This window comes from Parundibacterium terreum, from assembly GCF_014636315.1.
GTDB lineage: Bacteria > Pseudomonadota > Gammaproteobacteria > Burkholderiales > Burkholderiaceae_D > Undibacterium > Undibacterium terreum.
Map to the genome: position 1 here is coordinate 1,626,860 of NZ_BMED01000001.1, position 20,389 is coordinate 1,647,248.

Here is a 20,389-nt window from a genome sequence, read left to right on the forward strand (position 1 = left end):
TGGCTGCTAAAACTTATTTCAGATAAGACTTCAGTACACTGACCACCTGCTCCATATCTTCCGCACGCTGCCTGGGGTCCACCGCATCCGGCCCCAGGTGTTCCCTCAAATGATCTTCCAGCACTTCCGCCATCAGGCCATTGACTGCACCGCGTATTCCGGCAATCTGCTGCAGGATGGCGGAGCAGTCGGTTTCCGCTTCCAGCGCACGCTCCAGCGCTTCTGCCTGGCCTTTGATACGCCGGACCCGGGTCAATAGTTGCTTTTTCGACTTCACGGTATGCGCCATGAGTATTTTTCCCGCCTTATAGTATAGTGGGGTACAGTATAATTGTTTTCCGGGGATAGCTGCAACAGCTTCCACTGCCTCACCAATATTGTAAAAATTTTATGCCTCCTATCTCAGACCTGATACTCCAGGGCTCGACCAATCTCTGGCTTTTCATCCCTACCGCCATCCTGCTGGGAGCGCTGCACGGGCTGGAACCGGGCCATTCCAAGACAATGATGGCGTCGTTCATCATCGCAGTGCGCGGCACGATAGCGCAGGCGGTCATCCTGGGACTATGTGCAGCCCTGTCGCACTCGCTGATCGTGTGGGCGCTGGCCGCGTTCGCACTAAAGTTCGGCAACCAGTTGATTGCGGAGCAGGCCGAGCCCTACATCATGCTGCTGTCGGGCAGCATCGTGATCGCAGTAGCATTGTGGATGCTGTGGCGAACCCGGCAGGATGAGCTGGCGGCCAAGGCACACCAGCATGCACTGCATGGCGGCCAGGTCATCAGCACCGGCCACGGCATGCTGGAATTACTCATATTCGAAGACGGTGTGCCGCCGGTATTCCGGCTGTATGCCTACGATGAGCATGAACGTCCTATTCCATTCAGTCAGGAACAGGAAATTACGCTGAAAACTCAGCGCCCGGACGGTAGTGAAAATTCCTTCACAATGGTCCCGCACAAGGACTATCTACAATCCAGTGAAAGCATCCCCGAACCGCATGAATTCAAAGTCTTGTTGAGCGTAAGCCATGGAACGCATGCACACCATTTTGATATCGAATTTAGCGAACACGACCACGGCCATGCTCACCACGGACACGATCATGGCCACAGCCATGCGCATGAACATGGCGGTAGCGCCGGCTACCAGGACGCACATGAACGCGCCCATGCGGAAGAAATCAAGCAACGCTTCAACGGGCAGCAAGTAACGACGGGGCAGATTGCCTTGTTCGGCCTTACCGGCGGCCTGATGCCCTGCCCGGCCTCGGTGACGATATTAATGATCTGCCTGCAGCTCAAGAAGTTCACGCTGGGGATTGCGATGGTGGCCTCATTCAGCCTGGGCCTTGCACTTTCGCTAGTCAGCGTCGGCGTCATCGCCGCCTGGGGAGCACAGCAGATAGGCAAAAAACTGGGGAATCTGAGTACTATCGCCCGCAAGCTCCCCTATCTGTCCAGCGTGCTGATGGTCGTAGTGGGACTGGTCATGTGCGTGCAAGGCTATGCACACATCCCAGCCTGACATCTACTACCGCAGAATGGCCAATTCGGCCTGCTACCAGCGCGAGAAATGATCCTCGGTCACACCCACCAGATCGCGCACCAGCCTCGGTTCGGCATCATGGCTGGCCTTGACCCAGCCGTTAAAGCTGCCCACCGGCTGTAAATAACGGCTGGCGGCAATCAGCAAATCCTTGTTCTCGCGGCGAAATCCCTCCGGCTGGAAATGCAGATCCAGGAGGCCATCATCAGTCCTGATATGCCACGGCGACATGGGATTGGAGGCATCAAACTGAAAGCTGGCCTGGCCCAGCGAGATCAGATTCCCGTCCAGCCATAAAACATTCTCCTGCGTGCCAAAATAGCCGGCCTGCAAATTGAAGCCCATGTCCAGCGCATGTGCAGAAGCCCAGCGCCAGGATGTTTCCCGAGCCAGGAAACCGTTCGAGTAATCAAAGCTGGCGACACCGCTGTCCAGCATATAAGATTTCCCGGACGCCTTGACGACACCCCGCATAGGCATGCCGGAAGATTTTTGTGTCGCATGCGCAGCACCTCCGGCGATAGGCCCTAGCGCCAGCAGGAAAGGCGCAGCGCTTCCTGCATCCAACTCGGCATCGATCTCAAACGCACCGCAACGCAGTTGCAGGCGATAGACATCGGTACCCGCCATATGCCTGTAGTCAATGCTGTTGGCCAAGAAGCGAAAGCTGCTAGCTGCGCCCGCCGCCGGCCTGTCGCCGACATTGGCCGTCAAACCCGGAAGCCCATCCTGGGAAAAGCTGCCTACCTCCTTGCCCTGCTTGCGGTCAAACGCATAGGCGAATGCGGTATTGATCCAGCCCAGGTCCACAATGGCAATGCCGCAAAATAGTTCCTCAGTCGCTAGCGCCACATATTGCCAGCGCTTGTGATGAAAATAGCGCCACGGGCCGCTACGCTGATATGGAGCGCTCAGGCCAGTCCAGTCACATTGCGCGATCTGTCCTGAAAACTTGCCAAACTGAGGCTGGCCGCGTGCATCCAGCAGACTCGCCGGAGCGGTCATGAGTTGATTGGAAGAAATCATAGTCCCCGTTTTTATGTTTTTTATCGGCTGCCGTTTTTCTGCAGCACCTGTCTCTCTGAATCTCATATCCCGTTTTTTGTGGCAAGGCTTATCTTTAGTGCAATCACTCTAGTTGACATGCACGGCCCGGTTTTAGACATGGCCTGCACAGTGAAACTCGCGACTTCGACAGAAGATTCCCACCGACTCCAGATGTGTAATGCCTGCCGGATTCCCGTTGTTTATGCTGCATTGCGGCTTGCTTAGCTATCAAGCAGATCCTAGCCTGCATGGCGACCGGATGCAAATCCGCCACCCTGTCTTTCTCAAAAAGGAGATAAGCCCAAGCGTTTTCCACTGCATGAACATCATCCCGCTATCAGCACGCCAATCCCCAATAAAAGCTGAAGCAACCAACAGGAGACAAAATGAAAAAGAACCTTTGGAAAAAACTGGCAGCCCTGCTGCTGGCGATCAGCATCATCCCCGCGCCATCCTGGGCGGCAGGCTATACGCAAACCAAATACCCCATTGTGCTGGTACACGGGCTATTCGGTTTTGACAATATAGGCCCGGTTGAATACTGGTATGGCATCCCTTCCGCGCTGCGCGCAGATGGCGCCAAGGTGTATGTCACGCAGGTATCGGCAGCCAACAGCACGGAAGTGCGCGGTGAACAGTTGCTGATCCAGGTCAAGCAGATTCTGGCCGTCACCGGCGCAGCAAAAGTGAATCTGATCGGCCACAGCCACGGCGGGCCGACGATACGCTATGTTGCCTCCGTCAGGCCGGACCTGGTGGCATCGGTCACCTCTGTGGGCGGCGTCAACAAGGGTTCCAAGGTCGCAGATATCCTGCTCGGCGTTGCGCCTGACGGCTCGCTATCCAATGCAGTGCTGGTATCCATTACCAATGGCCTAGCCAAGATTATCAGTTTCCTGTCCGGCAGCCCCACCTTGCCGCAAAGCTCCTTGCTGGCAGCAAAATCGCTGAGCACCGCTGGATCGCTGCAATTCAATGCATCGCATCCGGAAGGCATACCGGTATCGGCCTGCGGTGAAGGCGCGTACCAGGTCAACGGCGTGTCCTATTTCTCCTGGAGCGGCGCGCAGCCTTATACCAATGTGCTGGATGTGATCGACCCTTCGCTGGCGCTGACTTCGCTGGCCTTTGGACCAGCAAAGAACGACGGCCTGGTTGCCAGTTGCTCCAGCCATCTGGGCAAGGTGATACGCGATGACTATGCAATGAACCACCTGGACGAAGTGAACCAGACCATAGGGCTGGTGAACATTTTTGAGACCAGCCCGGTGACGCTATACAGGCAGCAGGCTAACCGTCTGAAGAACATGGGCCTATGAGTTCAGGTAAATAATCTTTCACAATGATGATCAAAAAATCTGTCTTACTCCTTGCGGTGGCGGCGCTGTCCGCCGCCTTTTTTTTTATAACCGCCGGCATGCAAAAGGCAGAGACCCCGGTACCCGTAAAGGACACAGAAAAAAACCTGTTTCCTTTCGTGCGTTCGCTGCAAGGCACAGCGACGGATGGCAAGCTGGAGGCCAATGCGAATGGGGATTTGATCGCCAGCGCAGAACTGAGGCGCATGTTTGACTACTACCTCTCCGCGCTGGGAGAAAAATCGCTGGAAGCAATCCGGGCAGAGATAGAAAAGGAGTTGGATCGCAAACTCCAACCCGGTGCGGCAGCGTCCGCCAAGGATCTGCTGGGCCGCTACCTGGCGTACAAGCGAGAACTGGCCGACGTGGAAAAGAACAGCCAGCTCGCTGGCAACAGCGCCGCCAGCATTCGGGGCCGTTACGCCGCCATGCAGATCGCCCGCGGACATTTTTTCAGCTCCGCGGAGAGCCAGGCAATGTTCGGTTTTGACGACGCTTATGATAAGGACGCAGTCGCCAGACTGGAGATCAGCCAGGACAATAACTTGAGCGATGCACAGAAAAAGGCAAAATTGGCCGCGCTAGACGCGGCGATGCCACCTGCACTGCGTGAAGAAAAGGAAGCGCCTTTTATCGTCGTCAAGCTGGAAGAAAAGGCAAATGTACTGCGCGCTCAGGGCGGCAGCGAAGATGATGTGTACCGCATGCGCGCAGCCACGGTATCACCGGAAGCCGCTGCGCGCCTGGCAGAAGTGGACCGTGAAGACGCGGAATGGAAAAACCGCATTTCTGCCTACCAGGCAGCTCGCCGGCAAATCCTCGGCTCAGGCGGCGACAATTCACTAGCCATACAGCAGTTGCGTGACAGGCAGTTCACCGCCAGCGAGCAAAAGCGGCTGGCGGCTTACGAGTGAAATAAATCGATATTCCCGCACACTGCCGGGAATACCTCCCCGTATTTAAGCAGCCTGGTAACGCTTGGCCGGATGTTTGTGTGACAGGTTGGGTCCCAGGTGTTTGCGGGCCGCGTCATACGCATCCCAGTCTGCCGCGTCCGGCAGCGAAGGAATGGTGATCAGCTCGCGCCTGTCCAGGCCGAGCAGAGAAGCATCCACCATCTCTTCCGCAGTCATCACGATTTCTGTCGGCAAATGCTGTATCGCGACACCAGCCTTGTCCCAGAAATCGGTGCTGGTTGCGCCCGGCAGCACAGCCTGAACCTGTATGCCTTTGTCTGCAAGTTCGTGGTGCATGGATTGCGTCAGGTTCACGACAAAAGCCTTGCTACCACTATACACGCCGTTCAGCAGTTCAGGCGCCACCGCAACAATGGAAGCAATATTGATGACGATGCCACTCGCGCGCTGCACGAAACCGGCAGCCGCCGCACCTGCCAGGCGGGTCAGGGCGATGACGTTCAGTTGTATCATCGCTTCCATTTTATCCAGATCGGAATCCAGCAATTTTGACGTAGCGCCTACACCTGCATTATTCAGCAGCAAAGTGATGGAAGCATCGCTGCGCAGGCGATTTTCCAGTGCCAGCAAATCCGCTTTCTGCGCCAGATCGGCTGCAATCACTTCCACTTTACGTCCGGTTTCCTGCGTCAGACGGCTTGCCAGGGTGTTCAAGCGCTGCTGATCGCGGGCGACCAGGATCAGGTCGTAACCGCGGCGTGCCAGCCTGTCTGCATATACCGCACCTATACCTGAAGACGCGCCGGTGACCAGTGCCGTTCCTTTGTGTGTCTGTATGTTCATTTCATATTCCTTTTAGCAAGCCCAGTCCGAAAGAGGAGCTGAGCAGATGATTAATAAATAAGCAGCAATAAACTAAGCTGCAATAAAAGCATCGAAAGCCGAAATACCTGCACGCTGCTGGCGTTTGCGGATTGACGGGGTCAGTGTATGGGTTTATGATTTTGGCATAAATGACGTATATACCTCGTTTTAGGACATCATATGAAACGCATAGGATTTATTGTTTTCCCCGGCTTCCAGATTCTGGATATGGTCGCGATATCGGTATTTGAGCTGGCCAATCTGGCGCTGGAGCAAGCCGCATACACAATCGAAGTACTGTCCGAGCATGGCGGCCCGGTGATGAGTTCTGCCGGCGTAAGGGTAGAGACAGCCGCCTTCACAGATGCCGAGCCGGGTCCTAGCTTCGATACGGTGCTGGTGGCCGGCAGCATGGGCGTGGAGTCGCAGTCGGATGGTCTGCATGCCTTTTTGAATCGGGCCCTGCTGGAATCGCGCCGCACGGCCAGTATTTGTACTGGCGCATTCATCCTGGCGGAAGCGGGCATCCTGGACGGCCGGCGCGCAACCACCCACTGGTACTACGCTCGCGACCTGCAGCGGCGTTTTCCAAACACAAAAATAGAGGAAGACCGCATTTTTATCGTGGACGGTCCGGTGTGGACTTCTGCCGGCATGACATCCTGCATAGACTTGTGCCTGGCGATGGTAGAGCAAGACCTGGGTGTGGAAATGTCGCGGGGTGTCGCGAAAAAGATGGTGGTATATCACCGCCGCAGCGGCGGACAATCGCAGTATTCGGCATTGCTGGAATTAAGTCCCAAGTCGGACCGCATCCAGTCTTCGCTGGTCTATGCCAAGGAAAATTTACGGCAGGCGCTGACGGTCGAAGAGCTTGCAGCGGTTGCCCATCTGAGCCCGCGCCAGTTCAGCCGTGCCTTTACTGAAGAAACCGGGCAATCACCCGCCAAGGCGATAGAAAACCTGAGGGTGGAAGCCGCGCGCAATATGCTGGAAGATGGCCGCCATACGATAGATATGGTTGCAGCGGAAACCGGCTTCGGCGACCCCGAGCGCATGCGCAGAGCCTTCCTGCGCGCCTTTGGCCAACCGCCGCAATCCATCAAGCGCGCGGCAAAGAGCCTGGCCGCATGAATTTTTACAAGAACTGGAGAACGCCCTACTCCGTCGCCGCCATCTTCAGCGACAGCGCTATCCCTTCTGCTGCCAGCGTGATCTCGGCCAGCGAAGGATAGCTGGGAGCAATCCGGATGTGCCTGTCCTGCGGATCGACTCCATACGGGAAGGAAGCGCCGGCTGTTGTCAGCACGATGCCCAGGTCTTTTGCCAATGCCACCGTGCGCTTTGCCATGCCGGGCGGGGTCAGCAAGTCAATGAAATAGCCGCCTTTCGGATGGCTCCAGCTCACATCAGCCATGCCCTCCAGTTGCAGCGCAAATTGCGCGTCCACGGCGGCAAACTTGGACTTCAGTAATTGCCTGTGCTTTTCCATCAAGGCCTCCACATTGGCACGGTTTTTCAGGAACTGTACATGGCGTAGCTGATTAACTTTATCCGGACCTATGCTGCGCACCGAAGAGCATTTCTGCCACCAGGCGATATTGGCCGCAGAGCTCGCCATCGCAGCCAAGCCGGAACCGGCAAAGGTAACTTTTGAGGTAGACGCAAACACAAAGGCGCGATCCGGATTGCCGGCCTTCGCGCACTCTTCCAGCATATTCGGGATGGCGATTTTTTCTTCGCCCAGATGATGGAAGCGGTAGGCATCGTCCCATAACAGGCGGAAGTCCTTTGCCGCAGTCGGCATGGCCGCCAGGCGCCGCACTACCTCATCCGAATACACCGTGCCGGAGGGATTCGCATACTTGGGCACGCACCACATGCTCTTGATGCTGGCATCGCTGGCAACCAGTTTTTCGACCAGATCCATATCAGGACCATCGTCATTCATGGGAACATTGATCATCTTGATGCCCAGCGCCTCACAGATACCGAAGTGCCTGTCGTAACCCGGCACCGGGCACAGGAAGCTGACCGGCTCGGCAGACAGCCAGCGCGGCTGGCCTGTGGCGCCATACAGCAAATGAAACACAATCACATCATGCATGATGGACAGGCTCTTGCTGCCATCCACTACCACCTGTGATGCAGGCAAATCCAGCAATTCGCCGAATAGCGCACGCGCCTCAGGCAAACCCAGTGCGCCGCCGTAATTGCGCGTATCTGTGCCATCGGCAGCGACATAAGTTTCCATTGCCCCCAGCAGCGCGTTGGACAGATCCAACTGCTCCGGCGAAGGCTTGCCGCGCGACATATCCAGCTTCAGGCCCTTTTGTTTAAATGCCTGATATTGCCTGTGAACTTGTGATGCATCCATGCTTTTCTCCATGAGGCTGTTGCTCCATCATCCGCCGCCTGCCTGTATCTGAACAGATATAGATTGCTACGATACAGACCGTAACAGATCGCTGAAGGCCGGAATGTGTTCCGATTTTATTCAGTTTTTGAAAAGATCCTCGGCAAAATCGACAAAGGCCTTGATCTTGGCGGCGCGGTGATGCTTTTGCTGGAACAGCACCGACACCTCCGGCCCCGGTGCAGCCCAGTCCCGGAGGATGGGCACCAGCGAGCCGGCACGCAAGGATTCCGCCACCGATACCGACATATGCTGGACGATACCCGCACCGGCTTTGGCGGCTTCTATCAATGATGCGACATGATCTATTGCGATCAGGGGCTGTGGAATATGCTGGAATTTTTCGCCGTCTTTTTCAAAGGTCCAGGGCCTGACCTGGCGCGAGTTCGGCTTCAGGAAGCTGAGACAAGGAAACTGCGCGAGATCTTCCGGCGTTGCAGGAACGCCATGCTTTTCCAGGAAGGCAGGAGAAGCACAGCAAACATAGTCGGTTTTATACAGGCTTTTGGCTATCAGGTTGGAGCTGGGTAGATCACCTATGCGTATCAGCACGTCCACACCCTCTTCCACCATATCGATATTACGGTCGCCCACTGTAATTTTCAGCGTGATGTCGGGGTAGGCGGCGATAAAGCGCGGCAGTGCCGGTGCAACGTACATGCGGCTGATAATGCTGGGCATGTCCACCCGCAGGCTGCCGCTGGGTTTTTGATTGGATTGCAGCAGGCTGCCTTCCAGATCCTCCATATCGCTGATCAGCCTCAAGGCCTGTTCATAGCATTGGCGCCCCTCTTCCGTCAGCGACATGCTGCGCGTGGTGCGATTGAGCAGTTTGATATTGAAATGCTTTTCCAGCGCTGCGATCTGGTTGGTCACTGATGACGTGGAAACGCCCATCTTGTCGGCAGCCCGGCTAAAACCGCCGAACTCCACCACTTTGCAAAACATCCTTAGCGCATCCAGACGATCCATAGACAATTTTCCATATAGCCAGGCAATTAACAAGAAACTGAAGCAGAACTTATTGTATCACTGTCAATTTTTTCGCCGATTATCCAGTTTTTCATAATTCTGCATTGCGCCGAGCCCTGTTTTTCCTGAGCGGCCCAGCGCATAGACTCTATTCCATCGCAAGGGGCAAAGCTTCCCGGCAAATAGCGACAACTTTTAATCATCTAATGGAGAATCATCATGTCGAACGCAGCGAATATGCAAGCACTGGTTTTGGAAAATTATGGGGAATCTTTTATCCTGCGCGGCGTCGCTCGCCCTGCACCCGCAGCCGGTGAAGTGCTGGTACGCATCCTTGCCAGCGGCGTGAACCCTCTAGATATAAAAATACGCGGCGGCAATGCTGCTCATGCCAAGACCGTGCTGCCTGCCATCCTCGGCATCGACCTGGCTGGCGTAGTGGAAGCGGTTGGCCCTGGCGTCAATCGGTTTAAAGCCGGTGATGAAGTGTATGGCATGACGGGCGGTATTGCCGGTGTGCAAGGATCGCTGGCTGAATTTGCCGCGGTGGATGCGACGCTGCTGGCACATAAGCCCTCCAAGCTGAGCATGCGCGAAGCTGCTGCTTTGCCGCTGATCTTCATCACTGCCTGGGAAGGCCTGGTGGACCGTGCGGCAGTCAAGCCCGGTCAAAAAGTGCTGGTGCACGGCGGTGCCGGCGGCGTCGGCCATATTGTGGTGCAACTGGCAGTTGCCCGCGGTGCAATCGTCTATGCCACCGGCTCTGCTGCACAAAAAGAGATTATTGAAGGCTATGGAGCAGTCGCCATCGACTATCAGGCGATGACAGTCGGTGAATATGTCGCCGCCTATACCGATGGCGAAGGTTTTGACATTATTTATGACACCGTGGGCGGCGCCACGCTGGATGCGTCTTTTGAAGCAGCGCGCACCTATGGCGGCCATGTGGTCAGTTGCCTGGGCTGGGGCACGCATAAGCTGGCGCCTTTGTCTTTCCGCGCCGCCACCTATTCAGGCGTATTTACGCTGTTGCCGCTGATCACAGGCAAAGGCCGGGTACAGCATGGCAACATCATGCAAGAAGCTGCCAAGCTGGCCGAAGCAGGCAAACTACGCCCGCTGATGGATAGCCGTGAATTTACAATGGATACCGCGATGGAAGCACATGCCTTGCTGGAAACCGGCACGGCGCGCGGCAAGGTCGTGATCAATATTATCTGATCCGCAATTTGGCAAATAACAAGCCGCCCAAGGGGCGGCTTTAACGCTGGTGCATTCCTCCACGCGCAAAACCACTACCGGAGATCGTACCCAGGTCTGCCGGTACGAGGCCAGGAGAGTCCGCTGCCCCACCTCTGCAATAGCCTGCGTATTTACCGCTTATTCCACTTCGCGAAGAACTTTCTCCACGCCTGTCAGCCTGGATTGCATATCAGCCAGCATCGCAGTCATTGATGCGATAGCCGCCGCTGTTTCCGCCTGGGCGGCTACCCCCTTATTCGCGATCTCGCGATAGGCCTCGTCCTGAGCCAGGCGTACGCGTGCCTGCAAGATCGCAGACACATATTTCATGAAGAAAACCAGTACCACGGCAACGGCTGGAAAGAAGAACGCGGCGAGAAAAACGTCTTGATACATATGGGCCTCTATGATTCTGGGTTGGTAGATTCTGGGTTGGAAGTCAGGGTTTTTACCGCCTCGGCAATCGCGGCAGGCGTCAGTTCTATGGCAAAACTGGACACTTCGAAATAATTGAGCGCCTTGCCATCCTGTGACAGTTCCAACTGGCTGGTGACAAGACCGGCTCCCTCCAGCTTCTGCAAGTGCAGATGCAATAAGGGACGACTGATACCGATCTCACGCGCCAGTTGACTGACATAATTGCGGCCTTCCGACTGCAGCGCCGCGAGGATGCGCAAGCGATGCGGATTTGATAAAGCCGCCAGGATGGCCAGCAATTGATCTCCCGGAAGTTTCGCTGTTTTTGATTTCATGTGTAAACAATATCTTACATATAAAACAGTGTCAACGACTATTTTGACAACACTAAATTGGTTGACGCGCGAACATACTAATCCTATAGTACTACTAACTTAGTAGTAGATGACCTGACAAAAGAAAGATCGCCATGACCAGCCCGCAGCCCACCGAAGGGGAACTTGCCATATTGCGTATCCTGTGGAAACGCAAGGACCCCGCTACCGTACGTGAAGTGCATGAGGACCTGCTGCTCAGCAAGGACACTGCATACACCACCGTGCTCAAAATGCTGACGATCATGAGTGAAAAAAAGCTCGTCAAGAGAGATGAAAGCGAGCGCAGCCATCGCTATGTCGCGCTGTATTCCGAACCTGTGGTGCAATCCTCGATGTTGAAAAGCTTTGTGCAAAATGCCTTTGCCGGTTCTGCCTTCAAGCTGGTGCAGCGGGCGCTGGACGACGATACGGCCAGCAATGAAGAGCTGGATGCTATCGAACGGATGATCGCTGAAGCAAAAAAACGACGCTCCAAATAAGCCCTCACTTGCGAAAAGAGGAAAGCTCCGCATGAACGCGCCTTTTGAACTGACATCCGCCATCGCCCACGTATTGCTGCACTCATTGTGGCAATTGGCGCTGCTGGCCTTTCTGGCGGCTCTGAGTTTTTCGCTGCTGGGAAAAAGCAGCGCCAGGATACGTCACGCTGTAGGAATGGCGTGGATGATGGCAATGCTGGCAGCGCCCCTGCTGACGTTTATCTTGTTCTGGCAGGCATTTCCGCTTTTTCCGGCCGGCGAACCGGGGATTGCCATCGTCACAGGCATCGATCATGGCAGCATCAGCAACCCGCCCTGGGCGGACTGGATCCTGGTATTCGTGTCCGGCTTGTGGCTGGCCGGTGTTGCGTGCATGCTGGCTCTCCAGCTAGGCGGCTGGCGCCTGATCAACAGCATGGAGCAGCAAGCCTATCTTGACTTGCCTGCTGAATGGCTACACCGCTCCCAGGCGCTGCGTACTGCGCTTGGCATAACGCGCACGGTGGCAATACGTGTTGCAAGCCATGTTGCATCGCCTTTCACCGCCCACCTCTGGCGGCCTGTCATCTGGTTGCCGGCATCCTTGCTGACGCACTTACCGCCTGAGCAGTTAGAGGCGCTGCTGGCACACGAATTAGCGCATATCCGCCGCCTGGACTGGCTGTGGAATGGACTGCAATGCGCGGTCGAATCCTTGCTTTTCTTCCATCCGGCCATGTGGTGGCTGAGCAAGCGCATACGCCAGGAAAGGGAGCATGCCTGCGACGATCTGGCGGTAGAAGTATGCGGCGACGCCATCGTCCTGGCAGAGGCCTTGACAGCGCTAACAACGCAGCGGCATCGACCTTCCCTTCCCCCGCGTTTTGCGCTTGCTGCAAAGGGAGGCTCCTTGATGAAACGCATCACACATCTGCTATCAAGTTCACCGGCGCCCCAGAACTGGCGCGTACCTGTTGCACTGCTATTGCTGCTGTGCTCAGGCACCTTGCTGGCAACACAGATCGTGCCGCCCAAGCATTTGCTGACGAATCTGAAGATCAATGCATCGTCCAGCGGGGAGCTCACTGCCGGCAACTTCCGCGAGTTCACGGCAAGCTATCTGCTGGACAAGCAGCGCTATTACCGGATCAGCATGGATGATCAAGGCCGTGTGAAGGAAAGCTATAAGGAAGACGGCCATGACATGCCTGTCGATGAAAAGGTCCGCGTATGGCTGAAGGAGCTGGAACCTATGGATACGCCGCCCCTGCCACCGCAGCCACCTCGGCCACCCCTGCCCCCATTGCCGCCCTTGCCGGAAATTCCTCCCCTTCCTTTGGAACCAGTGCAGCCCCCGCCGGCGCGCGCGTCCGACTCAACGGAACTCAGGGCCTTGTTCAGCAAGCTGCAAAATGACCGCCAATTGCTTGAAACCCTGGGCACACCGGTCAATTTCGAGCGTGATTCATTTCATGGAAGCATACGCATCTGGGGTTCCTGGGATTTCCGGCTATGGGGCCTGGAAGAGCCTGAAGGCGGTAAAGCGGCGTTCTCCATGGTATTTAGCGGCCCCAAGGGCAAGGCCAAGGTAACTTATGCCGGCACAACGCACAACGGAATCTGGCAGACCGCAAAGCTCGATATTTCTCCATTTATTTCTCCATTGATGCAGCAGTGAATAGCTATTGGCAATTGGAGTCCTGCAAACGAAGAGCAGCAGTGCTTGCCCCCTTTGGGCGTAAGCATTTTTTTAAACAAAACTACTAATCAATTAGTAGACATTAATCAGCAAACATTAAACAGAGGCTAAGGAGTCATTTATGAAGAACAAATTGAAACTGATATTTTCACTTTTTTTAAGCGCCGTCATTTCAGGCTTGTCCATGCACGCGCTTGCTCAACCGGCGGACGCCCCCATTTCTCAGGCTGAGCGCAAGGAAGTCCTGCAAACACTGGACGTCAAACTACAGGCCAATTATGTCTTTCCTGATGTCGCGGAACGGATAAGGAAAGCGCTGAAAGACAAGGCGGCAAAGAATGGCTACGCAACAGCCGCCAGCTCTGCGGCGTTCGCCGCCGAGCTGTCAAAAGATTTACGGGAGCAAGGCAACGACAAGCACTTCATGGTCTTCCATGATCCGCGCTTTCATGTGCAAGAAAATCCGAACGCCGTACCAAGCGCCGAAGAGATGGAAAGGCAGCGCGTCGACGCCGCGAACATGGCTTATGGCATAGAAAAGCTGCAGCGCCTGCCTGGCAATGTCGGCTACCTGGAATTGCGCGGCTTTGGCCCCACCGAACTCGTGGCAGCAGCGTATACTTCGGCACTCTCGCTGCTGGGTGGAACAGATGCATTGATCTTGGATTTGCGCCGCAATGACGGCGGCAGCCCCAGCAGCGTTGCCTTTCTGATGAGCCATTTCTTTACTAAAGGAGATGAGCGCCACCTGAACGATATCTACGATAGGCCGACCAATACGACGCAGCAATTCTGGACCAGCAGCAGTGTCGGTGAACGCTATTCCAAGCCTGTATATGTGCTGACCTCGGCCCGCACTTTTTCCGGCGGGGAAGAATGCGCTTACGACTTCCAGACGCAAAAACGCGCCACGCTGGTGGGCGAGACGACTGGCGGTGGTGCCAATCCGGGGAACCGGTTTTCATTGGGCCATGGCCTGGTGGTCAATATCCCTACCGGACGCGCGATCAATCCCGTGACCCATGCCAATTGGGAACACATCGGCGTAAAGCCGGATATTGCCGTTGCAGCAGCACAGGCGCAACAAACAGCCTACATGGAAATCCTGCGCAGCCTGCTGGCGAAAAATACTGATCCCGAAGAGCGTGATGACCTACAAAGGATCCTGCTGCTGGCAGAAAAAGGAGAAAGCCCAACGCCGACCTACAAGCCACGTCGCTAGCAATAGCACAATACGTGCGCTGGACCTTATCGGTGACGTGAAATGATGCCAGCCCGTAGCTTAAGCCGACGTGGGTATGAAGAAGGAAGCGATCGCTAAAAGTAGCGCTCCCTCCCCTCCAACTCAGCTCAGGCTGCTTTCAATGCGCGGCCAGCGTGGTTGGAAACGAGCACATTGCTCTTTCCTATTGCCTGGCCGCTGCTGACGGCCTTTATCCAATCCCTGGTGCTGACCACGGCTGCAAATTTGGAGTGAAAGATCACGCTCAGCACACGGTGTATTTCTTCTGCAGTAGCGTTGCCGGCGGCATTGGCGTAGGGTACGGCACCGGTGGCATCGCTCAGCATTTCTACCTGATAGCCGTCATGCATTGCCTGGTATATCGTGCTGGCATTGCAGTTTTGCGTCATGTAGCCGGTGATGCTCAGCGTATCGATGCCGTTCTGTTGCAGCCACGCGGCGGCATCCGTGCCGCTGAAGATGCTGGGCATCTGCTTTTCTATATGATGATCATGGCCACGGCTCTTCACCGTGTCATGCAACTCCCAGGTCGGCTGGCCTTTTTGAAAAACCGGAGCCCCCGCTACAGAGGTGTGCTGCACCACCAGTACCGGTATGCCTGTGCTGCGTGCAGCATCCATCGCTGCACCTATATTGCGTATGGACAATTCTGGATCAGGGTATTCAATCAGCAGATTGCCGCTGAAATATTCGTTCTGCGCATCAATAACAATCAGTGCGCGTTTCGGTTTGGCGGCGTTAAGCGTGCTCTCAGATGCTGGCATGATGTTTCCTCATAAATTGAACCGGTGTCGCGGCTGCCATATGCCATATGCAATATGCAGTCCGTGGAAAGCATTATCGAGGAGGCCAGGTTTTGGCGATAGTGACCCGGTTGCCATTAAACGATACAATCAGGCCATGCTTACCTTATCCCGCCATCCTGCAAAAACTATTGCCGTTATTGCCTTTGACGGCATTAGCCCCTTCCACTTGTCGGTGCCCTGCATGGTATTCGGCGAGCATCATGGCGGCCTGGATTTGCCTGCATTCAAGGTTTGCGTATGCTCGTCCGAAGCGGGACCGCGCAGGCAGCAGATAGAGACTAATGCCGGATTCAGCATCAATACTGAATATGGCCTGTCCATCATAGAGCGGGCCGATATGGTCGTGATACCCTCGTGGCGCACCAACCTGCAAGCACCTGCTGCCCCCTTGCTAAAAGCCCTGCGCAAGGCGCATGCGCGCGGCGCTCGCATCGTCGGGCTATGCCTGGGAGCGTTTGTGGTGGCAGAGGCCGGCTTGCTGGATCAACGCAGCGCGACTACCCACTGGGCGCTGGCGGAAGAGTTTGTACAGCGCTACCCGCAGATCAGCCTGGACCCGAATGTCCTGTATGTGGATCATGGAGACGTCACCACGTCGGCGGGCACTGCCGCAGGCATAGACTGTTGTCTGCACCTGCTGCGCTCGCAGTACGGATCGGATGTTGCAACGCATATCGCGCGCAGGCTGGTGGTCGCACCGCATCGCCAGGGCGGACAGGCGCAGTATATAGACCAGCCTTTGCCGGTACTGGCCAGCGACGACAGGCTATCCAGAGTGCTGGACTGGATGCTGCAGCACCTGGCGGAACCGCAGAGCCTGGATCAACTGGCACAACGTGCATTGATGAGCCGGCGCAGCTTTACCCGGCATTTCCAGAAACTGACAGGCACCACGGTGGGCCAGTGGCTGCTGAACCAGAGGCTGGCGCAGGCACAGCGGCAATTGGAATCAACTCGCAGATCAATAGACGATATCGCCAGCGATACCGGCTTCGGTTCCGCGCTGGTACTGCGCCGGCATTTCGCCAGCGCTTTCCAGACCTCGCCGTCAGCCTACCGGCGGGAATTCCAGGGAATTTAAGCCCCCTCCCTTTACAGCTATGCCGCCAGCTTCAGCGAACGTGCCAACACGCGGGCTACGTGGATGGCCTCTTGCTGTGCACCGTCGTGTATCTGGTGCCTGCAACTGGTACCGTCGGCAACGACAATGGTATCGCGATCATCCGCCATCGCTTTCCTGACGGCAGGCAACAGGGACAATTCGGCCATCGCCACGGACGCGTCGTAGTGTTCCTCTTCATAGCCGAAGCTGCCGGCCATGCCGCAGCAGGATGATTCCACTACCGACAATTCCATTTGCGGTATCCATTTCAGCACCGTCTGCACCGGCGTAAAGGCATCAAAGGCTTTCTGATGGCAATGCCCATGCACCAATACCTTGCTGCTATCAAGCGCCTGCAGGTTCAGTTGCAAGCGACCGGCCTGCTTTTCCCGGACCAGGAATTCTTCAAACAGGAAAGCCGATCTGGACAATTTTTCTGCTTCCTGGCCATAACCGTAATTCAGGAACTCGTCGCGCAATGTCAGCAGGCAAGAGGGTTCCAGGCCGACCACGGCAACACCGCGATTCACAAATGGTAGCAAGGCATCCAGTGCGCGCCGTGCTTCCGCCTTGGCCTGGTCCACCAGACCGGCAGACAGATAGGTTCGTCCACAACAGAGCGGGCGCTGCCCCGGCACTGCGCTGAAATGCACGCGGTAGCCGGCCGCTTCCAGCACCTGCTGCGCTGCCCTGGCATTTTCCGGCTCCATATAGTTATTAAAGGTATCCACAAACAGCAAGACCTCCTTGCCATTGCTACCAGTAGCTAGCCCAGCTTGTGCATTGGACAGGAAAGAAGTCTTGAAGCGCGGCGCTGAGCGTTGCGCAGCCAGGCCCAGGCCCTGCTTGACCCAAGCTGAAACGACCGGAATTTTTTCGGCTAGCGCAATCAATCCGCCAAAACGGCTCGCATAAGGAGCATAAGACGGCATATAGGCAACCAGCTTGTCGCGCAGGCGCAGACCATGTTTTTGCGTCCACGCAGCCTTGGTTTCTATCTTGATCTTTGCCATGTCCACGCCGGTAGGACAATCACGCTTACAGCCTTTGCAGGATACGCACAGATCCAGTGTTTCCCTGACTTCCGGACTGGCCAGTCCTTCCTGCCCCAACTGGCCGGATATGGCCAGCCGCAAGGTATTGGCGCGGCCGCGGGTAACGTGCTTCTCATCCTTGGTGATGCGGTAGCTGGGGCACATGGTGCCCGCGTCAAATTTACGGCAATGACCGTTGTTGTTACACATCTCCACCAGCTTGGCCAGGCCGCCGGTGTGGTCCGGGCCGCTACCGGGTGCAGTTTCCACGCCGCTAAGCGGATCGCGCAACACATTCCAGGGCGACCAGTCCAACTGTGTTTCGTGCGCCAGTTCCTGATAACCGGGAGCAAAACGGAAATTGCCGGTGTCGTCCATTTTCGGCGGATTGACGATGCGGTCAGGGCTGAAGCGATTTTCAGGATCGAACAACTGCTTGATCTGCTGGAATGCGTGATTGATTTTGGGACCGTATTGCCATGCCACCCATTCGCCGCGGCACAAGCCGTCGCCGTGCTCGCCGGAATACGCGCCCTTGTACTTGCGCACCAGCGCGGAGGCCGCTTCGGCAATCTCGCGCATATCCTTGGCGCCACCACGGCGCATATCCAGTATCGGCCGCACATGCAGCGTACCCACGCTGGCATGCGCATACCAGGTACCCTCGGTGCCGTATTGGTGGAAGACTTCGGTCAACTGGCTGGTGTATTCAGCCAGATGCTCCAGCGGCACCGCGCAGTCTTCGATGAAGGACACAGGCTTGCCATCGCCCTTCATGCTCATCATGATATTCAGCCCGGCCTTGCGTACCTCCCACAGGGCTTTCTGTTCATTGGCGCCCGGCATTTCAACGACTGAACCGGGCAAACCAAGATCGGCCATCAGCTCCACCAGTTGCGCCAGCTTTTGCAATTGTTCCGCCTGGGTCTGGCCGGCAAACTCCACCAGCAGGACAGCCTGCGGCTCTCCTGTCAGCGCCTTCTCTATCACCGGCTTGAAGGCCGGATTGCTAATCGCCAGATCAATCATCGTGCGGTCTACCAGCTCCACCGCGGTGGGTCCCAGCTTGACGATATGCTGGGTCATGTCCATCGCCTGGTAGAAACTGTTGAAGTTCACCACGCCAAGCACCTTATGCTGCGGCAACGGTGCCAGCTTCAAGGTCAGTTGGCGGGAATAGGCCAGCGTTCCTTCAGACCCGACCAGGATATGCGACAGGTTGGCGATACCGTCATCGGTATATGCCTTGGGATTCTGGCAATCGAAAATGTCGATGTTGTAACCGGCCACACGGCGCAGCACGCGCGGCATCTGCTCCCTGATTTCATCCTTCTCGCGCAAGGCGATCTGCTGCAGTCCCGCCAGGATTGCATCCAGCCTCGGGCTGGATTTCATCTTGCCGACAGCACCAAACTGCGCCTGGCTGCCGTCCGCCAGCACGGCATCTATGGACAGCACGTTGTGCACCATGTTGCCGTATTCTATGGAACGCGAGCCGCAGGAATTATTGCCTGCCATGCCGCCTATCGTACATTGCGCAGCAGTGGACACATCCACCGGGAACCATAGTCCATGCGGCTTTAGCCATGCATTCAAATGATCCAGCACGATGCCCGGCTCGACAGTCACCGTCATCGCCTTGGGGTCAAACTCCAGTACATTGTTGAGCCATTTGCTATTGTCTATCACCAGCGCTTCGCCTATGGTCTGGCCGCACTGACTAGTGCCTGCGCCCCGCGCCAGCACTGGCGCATGAAATTGGCGCGCAATATCCAGCGCCAGCAGCAAATCATCCTGGCTGCGCGGCACCACGACACCCAGCGGCATGATCTGGTAAATGGAGGCATCCGTTGAATAGCGCCCGCGGTCGGCCGCACTGAACAGCACGTCGCCCTGCAGCTCTTTCTGCAACTGGCGCAGCATGGGCGATGCCCCCAAACTACGGCCTGGGGGAACCAGATGGATGGGTTTTACTAGCATGTCAAATATCCTGTAATTGGGCTAAGCGCTGTGCCGGTCAAGCCGGCGCGCCACTTACACCACTTATGCCACTCACGCCAGCGTGAACTGTATCGGAGGAAGTCCCTTGATCTCGCCGCTGACTGTGCCCGCAGCAGTTGGAAAATGGATACCGGTGTACGAACCGGTAGTAACGATATCTTCCGCTGCCAGCGTCAGCCCCTGGGCAGCGCAATGCCTGACCAGCCATGGCAACAGGCGGCGCGGATCCCCGGCCGGATTATTTCCATTGCCGTTGAATATCTCTACATCGCCGGCACTGCTCATCCGCAGATGGGCTGTCGGTTGCTGGAAATTAAAGTTATCTTGATAGGCTACCGCTTCACCGACGATCAATGCGCCATGGTTTTGCAGATCCGCCAATTGCAATAACTTGTCTACTTCCGGCCAGCCTGTCAGCCTGCTGGAAACAATTTCTATGGATGCCTGCATGGTCGCTACGCTGCCCATGATGTCGGCATCAGTAAGACCTGCATCGGCGGATGTGAAGTCGCGTTTAAAAGTGAAAGCGATTTCCAGTTCCAGACCCAGCACGGGAAAGTGTGCCTTGCTCAGGGTCGCTCCAGAACGATGGATTCCGTCGCGGGGCAAAGGTGCCCCTTGTATAGGTCCGTCTGCCGACTTGGCGCCTATTTTCCAGCCGCCCGCACCTGTACTGACCCGGCCCAGAAAATCGCGTTGTACCGCATATGCCTGCTCCGCGTTCGCCAGTAGCAGCTCACCGGGAATGGCAACCATGCTGTGAGTCTGGTAGGCGCTGCTCAATGCCCCGGCTATGTCCGCAATACCGGAGTGTTCAGGCTGAATGGAATTTGAGGCTGACATCCTTGTCTCTCTTTTATCGATAGTCCTTATGCCATGAGCAAACGT

Annotated in this window: 19 protein-coding genes; 9 read left to right on the plus strand and 10 right to left on the minus strand. The window is 56.1% G+C overall.

Features of this window, described 5'->3' with window-relative positions:
- Nucleotides 1–13 precede the first annotated feature (13 nt).
- Complete coding sequence (locus tag IEW12_RS07585) at nucleotides 14–289, minus strand: metal/formaldehyde-sensitive transcriptional repressor (RefSeq protein WP_188565312.1); 276 nt, start codon at nucleotides 287–289, stop codon at nucleotides 14–16.
- Between the two features lie 101 nt (nucleotides 290–390).
- On the opposite strand from IEW12_RS07585, the gene IEW12_RS07590 reads away from it, so the two are divergent.
- On the plus strand, nucleotides 391–1,527 hold the full coding sequence (locus tag IEW12_RS07590) for a nickel/cobalt efflux transporter (protein ID WP_188565313.1): 1,137 nt from the start codon (nucleotides 391–393) through the stop codon (nucleotides 1,525–1,527).
- 33 nt (nucleotides 1,528–1,560) lie between these two features.
- On the opposite strand, the gene IEW12_RS07595 is transcribed toward IEW12_RS07590, so the two are convergent.
- Complete coding sequence (locus tag IEW12_RS07595) at nucleotides 1,561–2,574, minus strand: DUF2804 domain-containing protein (RefSeq protein WP_229750977.1); 1,014 nt, start codon at nucleotides 2,572–2,574, stop codon at nucleotides 1,561–1,563.
- A gap of 407 nt (nucleotides 2,575–2,981) precedes the next feature.
- Here IEW12_RS07595 and IEW12_RS07600 point away from each other — a divergent pair, with 407 nt between their 5' ends.
- Together IEW12_RS07600 and IEW12_RS07605 are read left to right on the plus strand one after the other, a co-directional pair.
- Nucleotides 2,982–3,914 (plus strand): lipase family alpha/beta hydrolase, encoded by a 933-nt coding sequence (locus tag IEW12_RS07600; RefSeq protein ID WP_188565314.1) that lies wholly within the window; start codon nucleotides 2,982–2,984, stop codon nucleotides 3,912–3,914.
- Between the two features lie 26 nt (nucleotides 3,915–3,940).
- A complete protein-coding gene (locus IEW12_RS07605) occupies nucleotides 3,941–4,867 on the plus strand; it encodes a lipase secretion chaperone (RefSeq protein WP_268237232.1) in 927 nt (308 codons plus the stop codon).
- A 45-nt stretch (nucleotides 4,868–4,912) separates the two neighbouring features.
- On the opposite strand, the gene IEW12_RS07610 is transcribed toward IEW12_RS07605, so the two are convergent.
- Complete coding sequence (locus tag IEW12_RS07610) at nucleotides 4,913–5,713, minus strand: SDR family NAD(P)-dependent oxidoreductase (protein ID WP_188565316.1); 801 nt, start codon at nucleotides 5,711–5,713, stop codon at nucleotides 4,913–4,915.
- A gap of 201 nt (nucleotides 5,714–5,914) precedes the next feature.
- Between IEW12_RS07610 and IEW12_RS07615 the strand changes: the two genes are divergently transcribed.
- Complete coding sequence (locus IEW12_RS07615; RefSeq protein ID WP_188565317.1) at nucleotides 5,915–6,868, plus strand: GlxA family transcriptional regulator; 954 nt, start codon at nucleotides 5,915–5,917, stop codon at nucleotides 6,866–6,868.
- Nucleotides 6,869–6,893: 25 nt separating this feature from the next.
- Here IEW12_RS07615 and IEW12_RS07620 read toward each other — a convergent pair whose 3' ends face one another.
- Nucleotides 6,894–8,111, minus strand: coding sequence for an aspartate aminotransferase type Ic (locus tag IEW12_RS07620; protein WP_188565318.1), 1,218 nt, complete (start codon nucleotides 8,109–8,111; stop codon nucleotides 6,894–6,896).
- Nucleotides 8,112–8,231: 120 nt separating this feature from the next.
- Nucleotides 8,232–9,122, minus strand: a complete 891-nt coding sequence (locus IEW12_RS07625; protein WP_188565319.1) for a LysR family transcriptional regulator — start codon at nucleotides 9,120–9,122, stop codon at nucleotides 8,232–8,234.
- Between the two features lie 219 nt (nucleotides 9,123–9,341).
- Here IEW12_RS07625 and IEW12_RS07630 point away from each other — a divergent pair, with 219 nt between their 5' ends.
- On the plus strand, nucleotides 9,342–10,343 hold the full coding sequence (locus IEW12_RS07630; RefSeq protein ID WP_188565320.1) for a zinc-dependent alcohol dehydrogenase family protein: 1,002 nt from the start codon (nucleotides 9,342–9,344) through the stop codon (nucleotides 10,341–10,343).
- A gap of 159 nt (nucleotides 10,344–10,502) precedes the next feature.
- Here IEW12_RS07630 and IEW12_RS07635 read toward each other — a convergent pair whose 3' ends face one another.
- Nucleotides 10,503–10,760, minus strand: coding sequence for a hypothetical protein (locus IEW12_RS07635; RefSeq protein WP_188565321.1), 258 nt, complete (start codon nucleotides 10,758–10,760; stop codon nucleotides 10,503–10,505).
- Nucleotides 10,761–10,768: 8 nt separating this feature from the next.
- The gene (locus tag IEW12_RS07640) at nucleotides 10,769–11,116 is read right to left on the minus strand and encodes an ArsR/SmtB family transcription factor (RefSeq protein WP_188565322.1); all 348 of its coding nucleotides are present in this window, start codon (nucleotides 11,114–11,116) and stop codon (nucleotides 10,769–10,771) included.
- 134 nt (nucleotides 11,117–11,250) lie between these two features.
- Here IEW12_RS07640 and IEW12_RS07645 point away from each other — a divergent pair, with 134 nt between their 5' ends.
- From IEW12_RS07645 to IEW12_RS07655, 3 genes are all read left to right on the plus strand, one after another.
- Nucleotides 11,251–11,637, plus strand: a complete 387-nt coding sequence (locus IEW12_RS07645; RefSeq protein ID WP_188565323.1) for a BlaI/MecI/CopY family transcriptional regulator — start codon at nucleotides 11,251–11,253, stop codon at nucleotides 11,635–11,637.
- Nucleotides 11,638–11,668: 31 nt separating this feature from the next.
- Entirely contained in the window at nucleotides 11,669–13,294 is a 1,626-nt protein-coding gene (locus tag IEW12_RS07650) for a M56 family metallopeptidase (RefSeq protein WP_188565324.1), read from the plus strand.
- 142 nt (nucleotides 13,295–13,436) lie between these two features.
- A complete protein-coding gene (locus IEW12_RS07655; protein ID WP_188565325.1) occupies nucleotides 13,437–14,537 on the plus strand; it encodes a S41 family peptidase in 1,101 nt (366 codons plus the stop codon).
- A 128-nt stretch (nucleotides 14,538–14,665) separates the two neighbouring features.
- Here the strand turns inward: IEW12_RS07655 and IEW12_RS07660 are convergent, their stop codons facing one another.
- Nucleotides 14,666–15,322, minus strand: coding sequence for a cysteine hydrolase family protein (locus IEW12_RS07660; protein WP_188565326.1), 657 nt, complete (start codon nucleotides 15,320–15,322; stop codon nucleotides 14,666–14,668).
- 136 nt (nucleotides 15,323–15,458) lie between these two features.
- On the opposite strand from IEW12_RS07660, the gene IEW12_RS07665 reads away from it, so the two are divergent.
- Nucleotides 15,459–16,445, plus strand: a complete 987-nt coding sequence (locus IEW12_RS07665) for a helix-turn-helix domain-containing protein (protein ID WP_188565327.1) — start codon at nucleotides 15,459–15,461, stop codon at nucleotides 16,443–16,445.
- 17 nt (nucleotides 16,446–16,462) lie between these two features.
- Here the strand turns inward: IEW12_RS07665 and IEW12_RS07670 are convergent, their stop codons facing one another.
- Together IEW12_RS07670 and IEW12_RS07675 are read right to left on the minus strand one after the other, a co-directional pair.
- Complete coding sequence (locus tag IEW12_RS07670) at nucleotides 16,463–19,480, minus strand: FAD-binding and (Fe-S)-binding domain-containing protein (protein ID WP_188565328.1); 3,018 nt, start codon at nucleotides 19,478–19,480, stop codon at nucleotides 16,463–16,465.
- A 72-nt stretch (nucleotides 19,481–19,552) separates the two neighbouring features.
- Complete coding sequence (locus tag IEW12_RS07675; RefSeq protein ID WP_188565329.1) at nucleotides 19,553–20,344, minus strand: 2-keto-4-pentenoate hydratase; 792 nt, start codon at nucleotides 20,342–20,344, stop codon at nucleotides 19,553–19,555.
- Between the last annotated feature and the right edge of the window lie 45 nt (nucleotides 20,345–20,389).

Bases quoted from the DNA above. Each gene is read 5' to 3' on its own strand.
- IEW12_RS07585 (WP_188565312.1), bottom strand. From the start codon at position 289: ATGGCGCATACCGTGAAGTCGAAAAAGCAACTATTGACCCGGGTCCGG.
- IEW12_RS07590 (WP_188565313.1), top strand. From the start codon at position 391: ATGCCTCCTATCTCAGACCTGATACTCCAGGGCTCGACCAATCTCTGG.
- IEW12_RS07595 (WP_229750977.1), bottom strand. From the start codon at position 2,574: ATGATTTCTTCCAATCAACTCATGACCGCTCCGGCGAGTCTGCTGGAT.
- IEW12_RS07600 (WP_188565314.1), top strand. From the start codon at position 2,982: ATGAAAAAGAACCTTTGGAAAAAACTGGCAGCCCTGCTGCTGGCGATC.
- IEW12_RS07605 (WP_268237232.1), top strand. From the start codon at position 3,941: ATGATCAAAAAATCTGTCTTACTCCTTGCGGTGGCGGCGCTGTCCGCC.
- IEW12_RS07610 (WP_188565316.1), bottom strand. From the start codon at position 5,713: ATGAACATACAGACACACAAAGGAACGGCACTGGTCACCGGCGCGTCT.
- IEW12_RS07615 (WP_188565317.1), top strand. From the start codon at position 5,915: ATGAAACGCATAGGATTTATTGTTTTCCCCGGCTTCCAGATTCTGGAT.
- IEW12_RS07620 (WP_188565318.1), bottom strand. From the start codon at position 8,111: ATGGATGCATCACAAGTTCACAGGCAATATCAGGCATTTAAACAAAAG.
- IEW12_RS07625 (WP_188565319.1), bottom strand. From the start codon at position 9,122: ATGGATCGTCTGGATGCGCTAAGGATGTTTTGCAAAGTGGTGGAGTTC.
- IEW12_RS07630 (WP_188565320.1), top strand. From the start codon at position 9,342: ATGTCGAACGCAGCGAATATGCAAGCACTGGTTTTGGAAAATTATGGG.
- IEW12_RS07635 (WP_188565321.1), bottom strand. From the start codon at position 10,760: ATGTATCAAGACGTTTTTCTCGCCGCGTTCTTCTTTCCAGCCGTTGCC.
- IEW12_RS07640 (WP_188565322.1), bottom strand. From the start codon at position 11,116: ATGAAATCAAAAACAGCGAAACTTCCGGGAGATCAATTGCTGGCCATC.
- IEW12_RS07645 (WP_188565323.1), top strand. From the start codon at position 11,251: ATGACCAGCCCGCAGCCCACCGAAGGGGAACTTGCCATATTGCGTATC.
- IEW12_RS07650 (WP_188565324.1), top strand. From the start codon at position 11,669: ATGAACGCGCCTTTTGAACTGACATCCGCCATCGCCCACGTATTGCTG.
- IEW12_RS07655 (WP_188565325.1), top strand. From the start codon at position 13,437: ATGAAGAACAAATTGAAACTGATATTTTCACTTTTTTTAAGCGCCGTC.
- IEW12_RS07660 (WP_188565326.1), bottom strand. From the start codon at position 15,322: ATGCCAGCATCTGAGAGCACGCTTAACGCCGCCAAACCGAAACGCGCA.
- IEW12_RS07665 (WP_188565327.1), top strand. From the start codon at position 15,459: ATGCTTACCTTATCCCGCCATCCTGCAAAAACTATTGCCGTTATTGCC.
- IEW12_RS07670 (WP_188565328.1), bottom strand. From the start codon at position 19,480: ATGCTAGTAAAACCCATCCATCTGGTTCCCCCAGGCCGTAGTTTGGGG.
- IEW12_RS07675 (WP_188565329.1), bottom strand. From the start codon at position 20,344: ATGTCAGCCTCAAATTCCATTCAGCCTGAACACTCCGGTATTGCGGAC.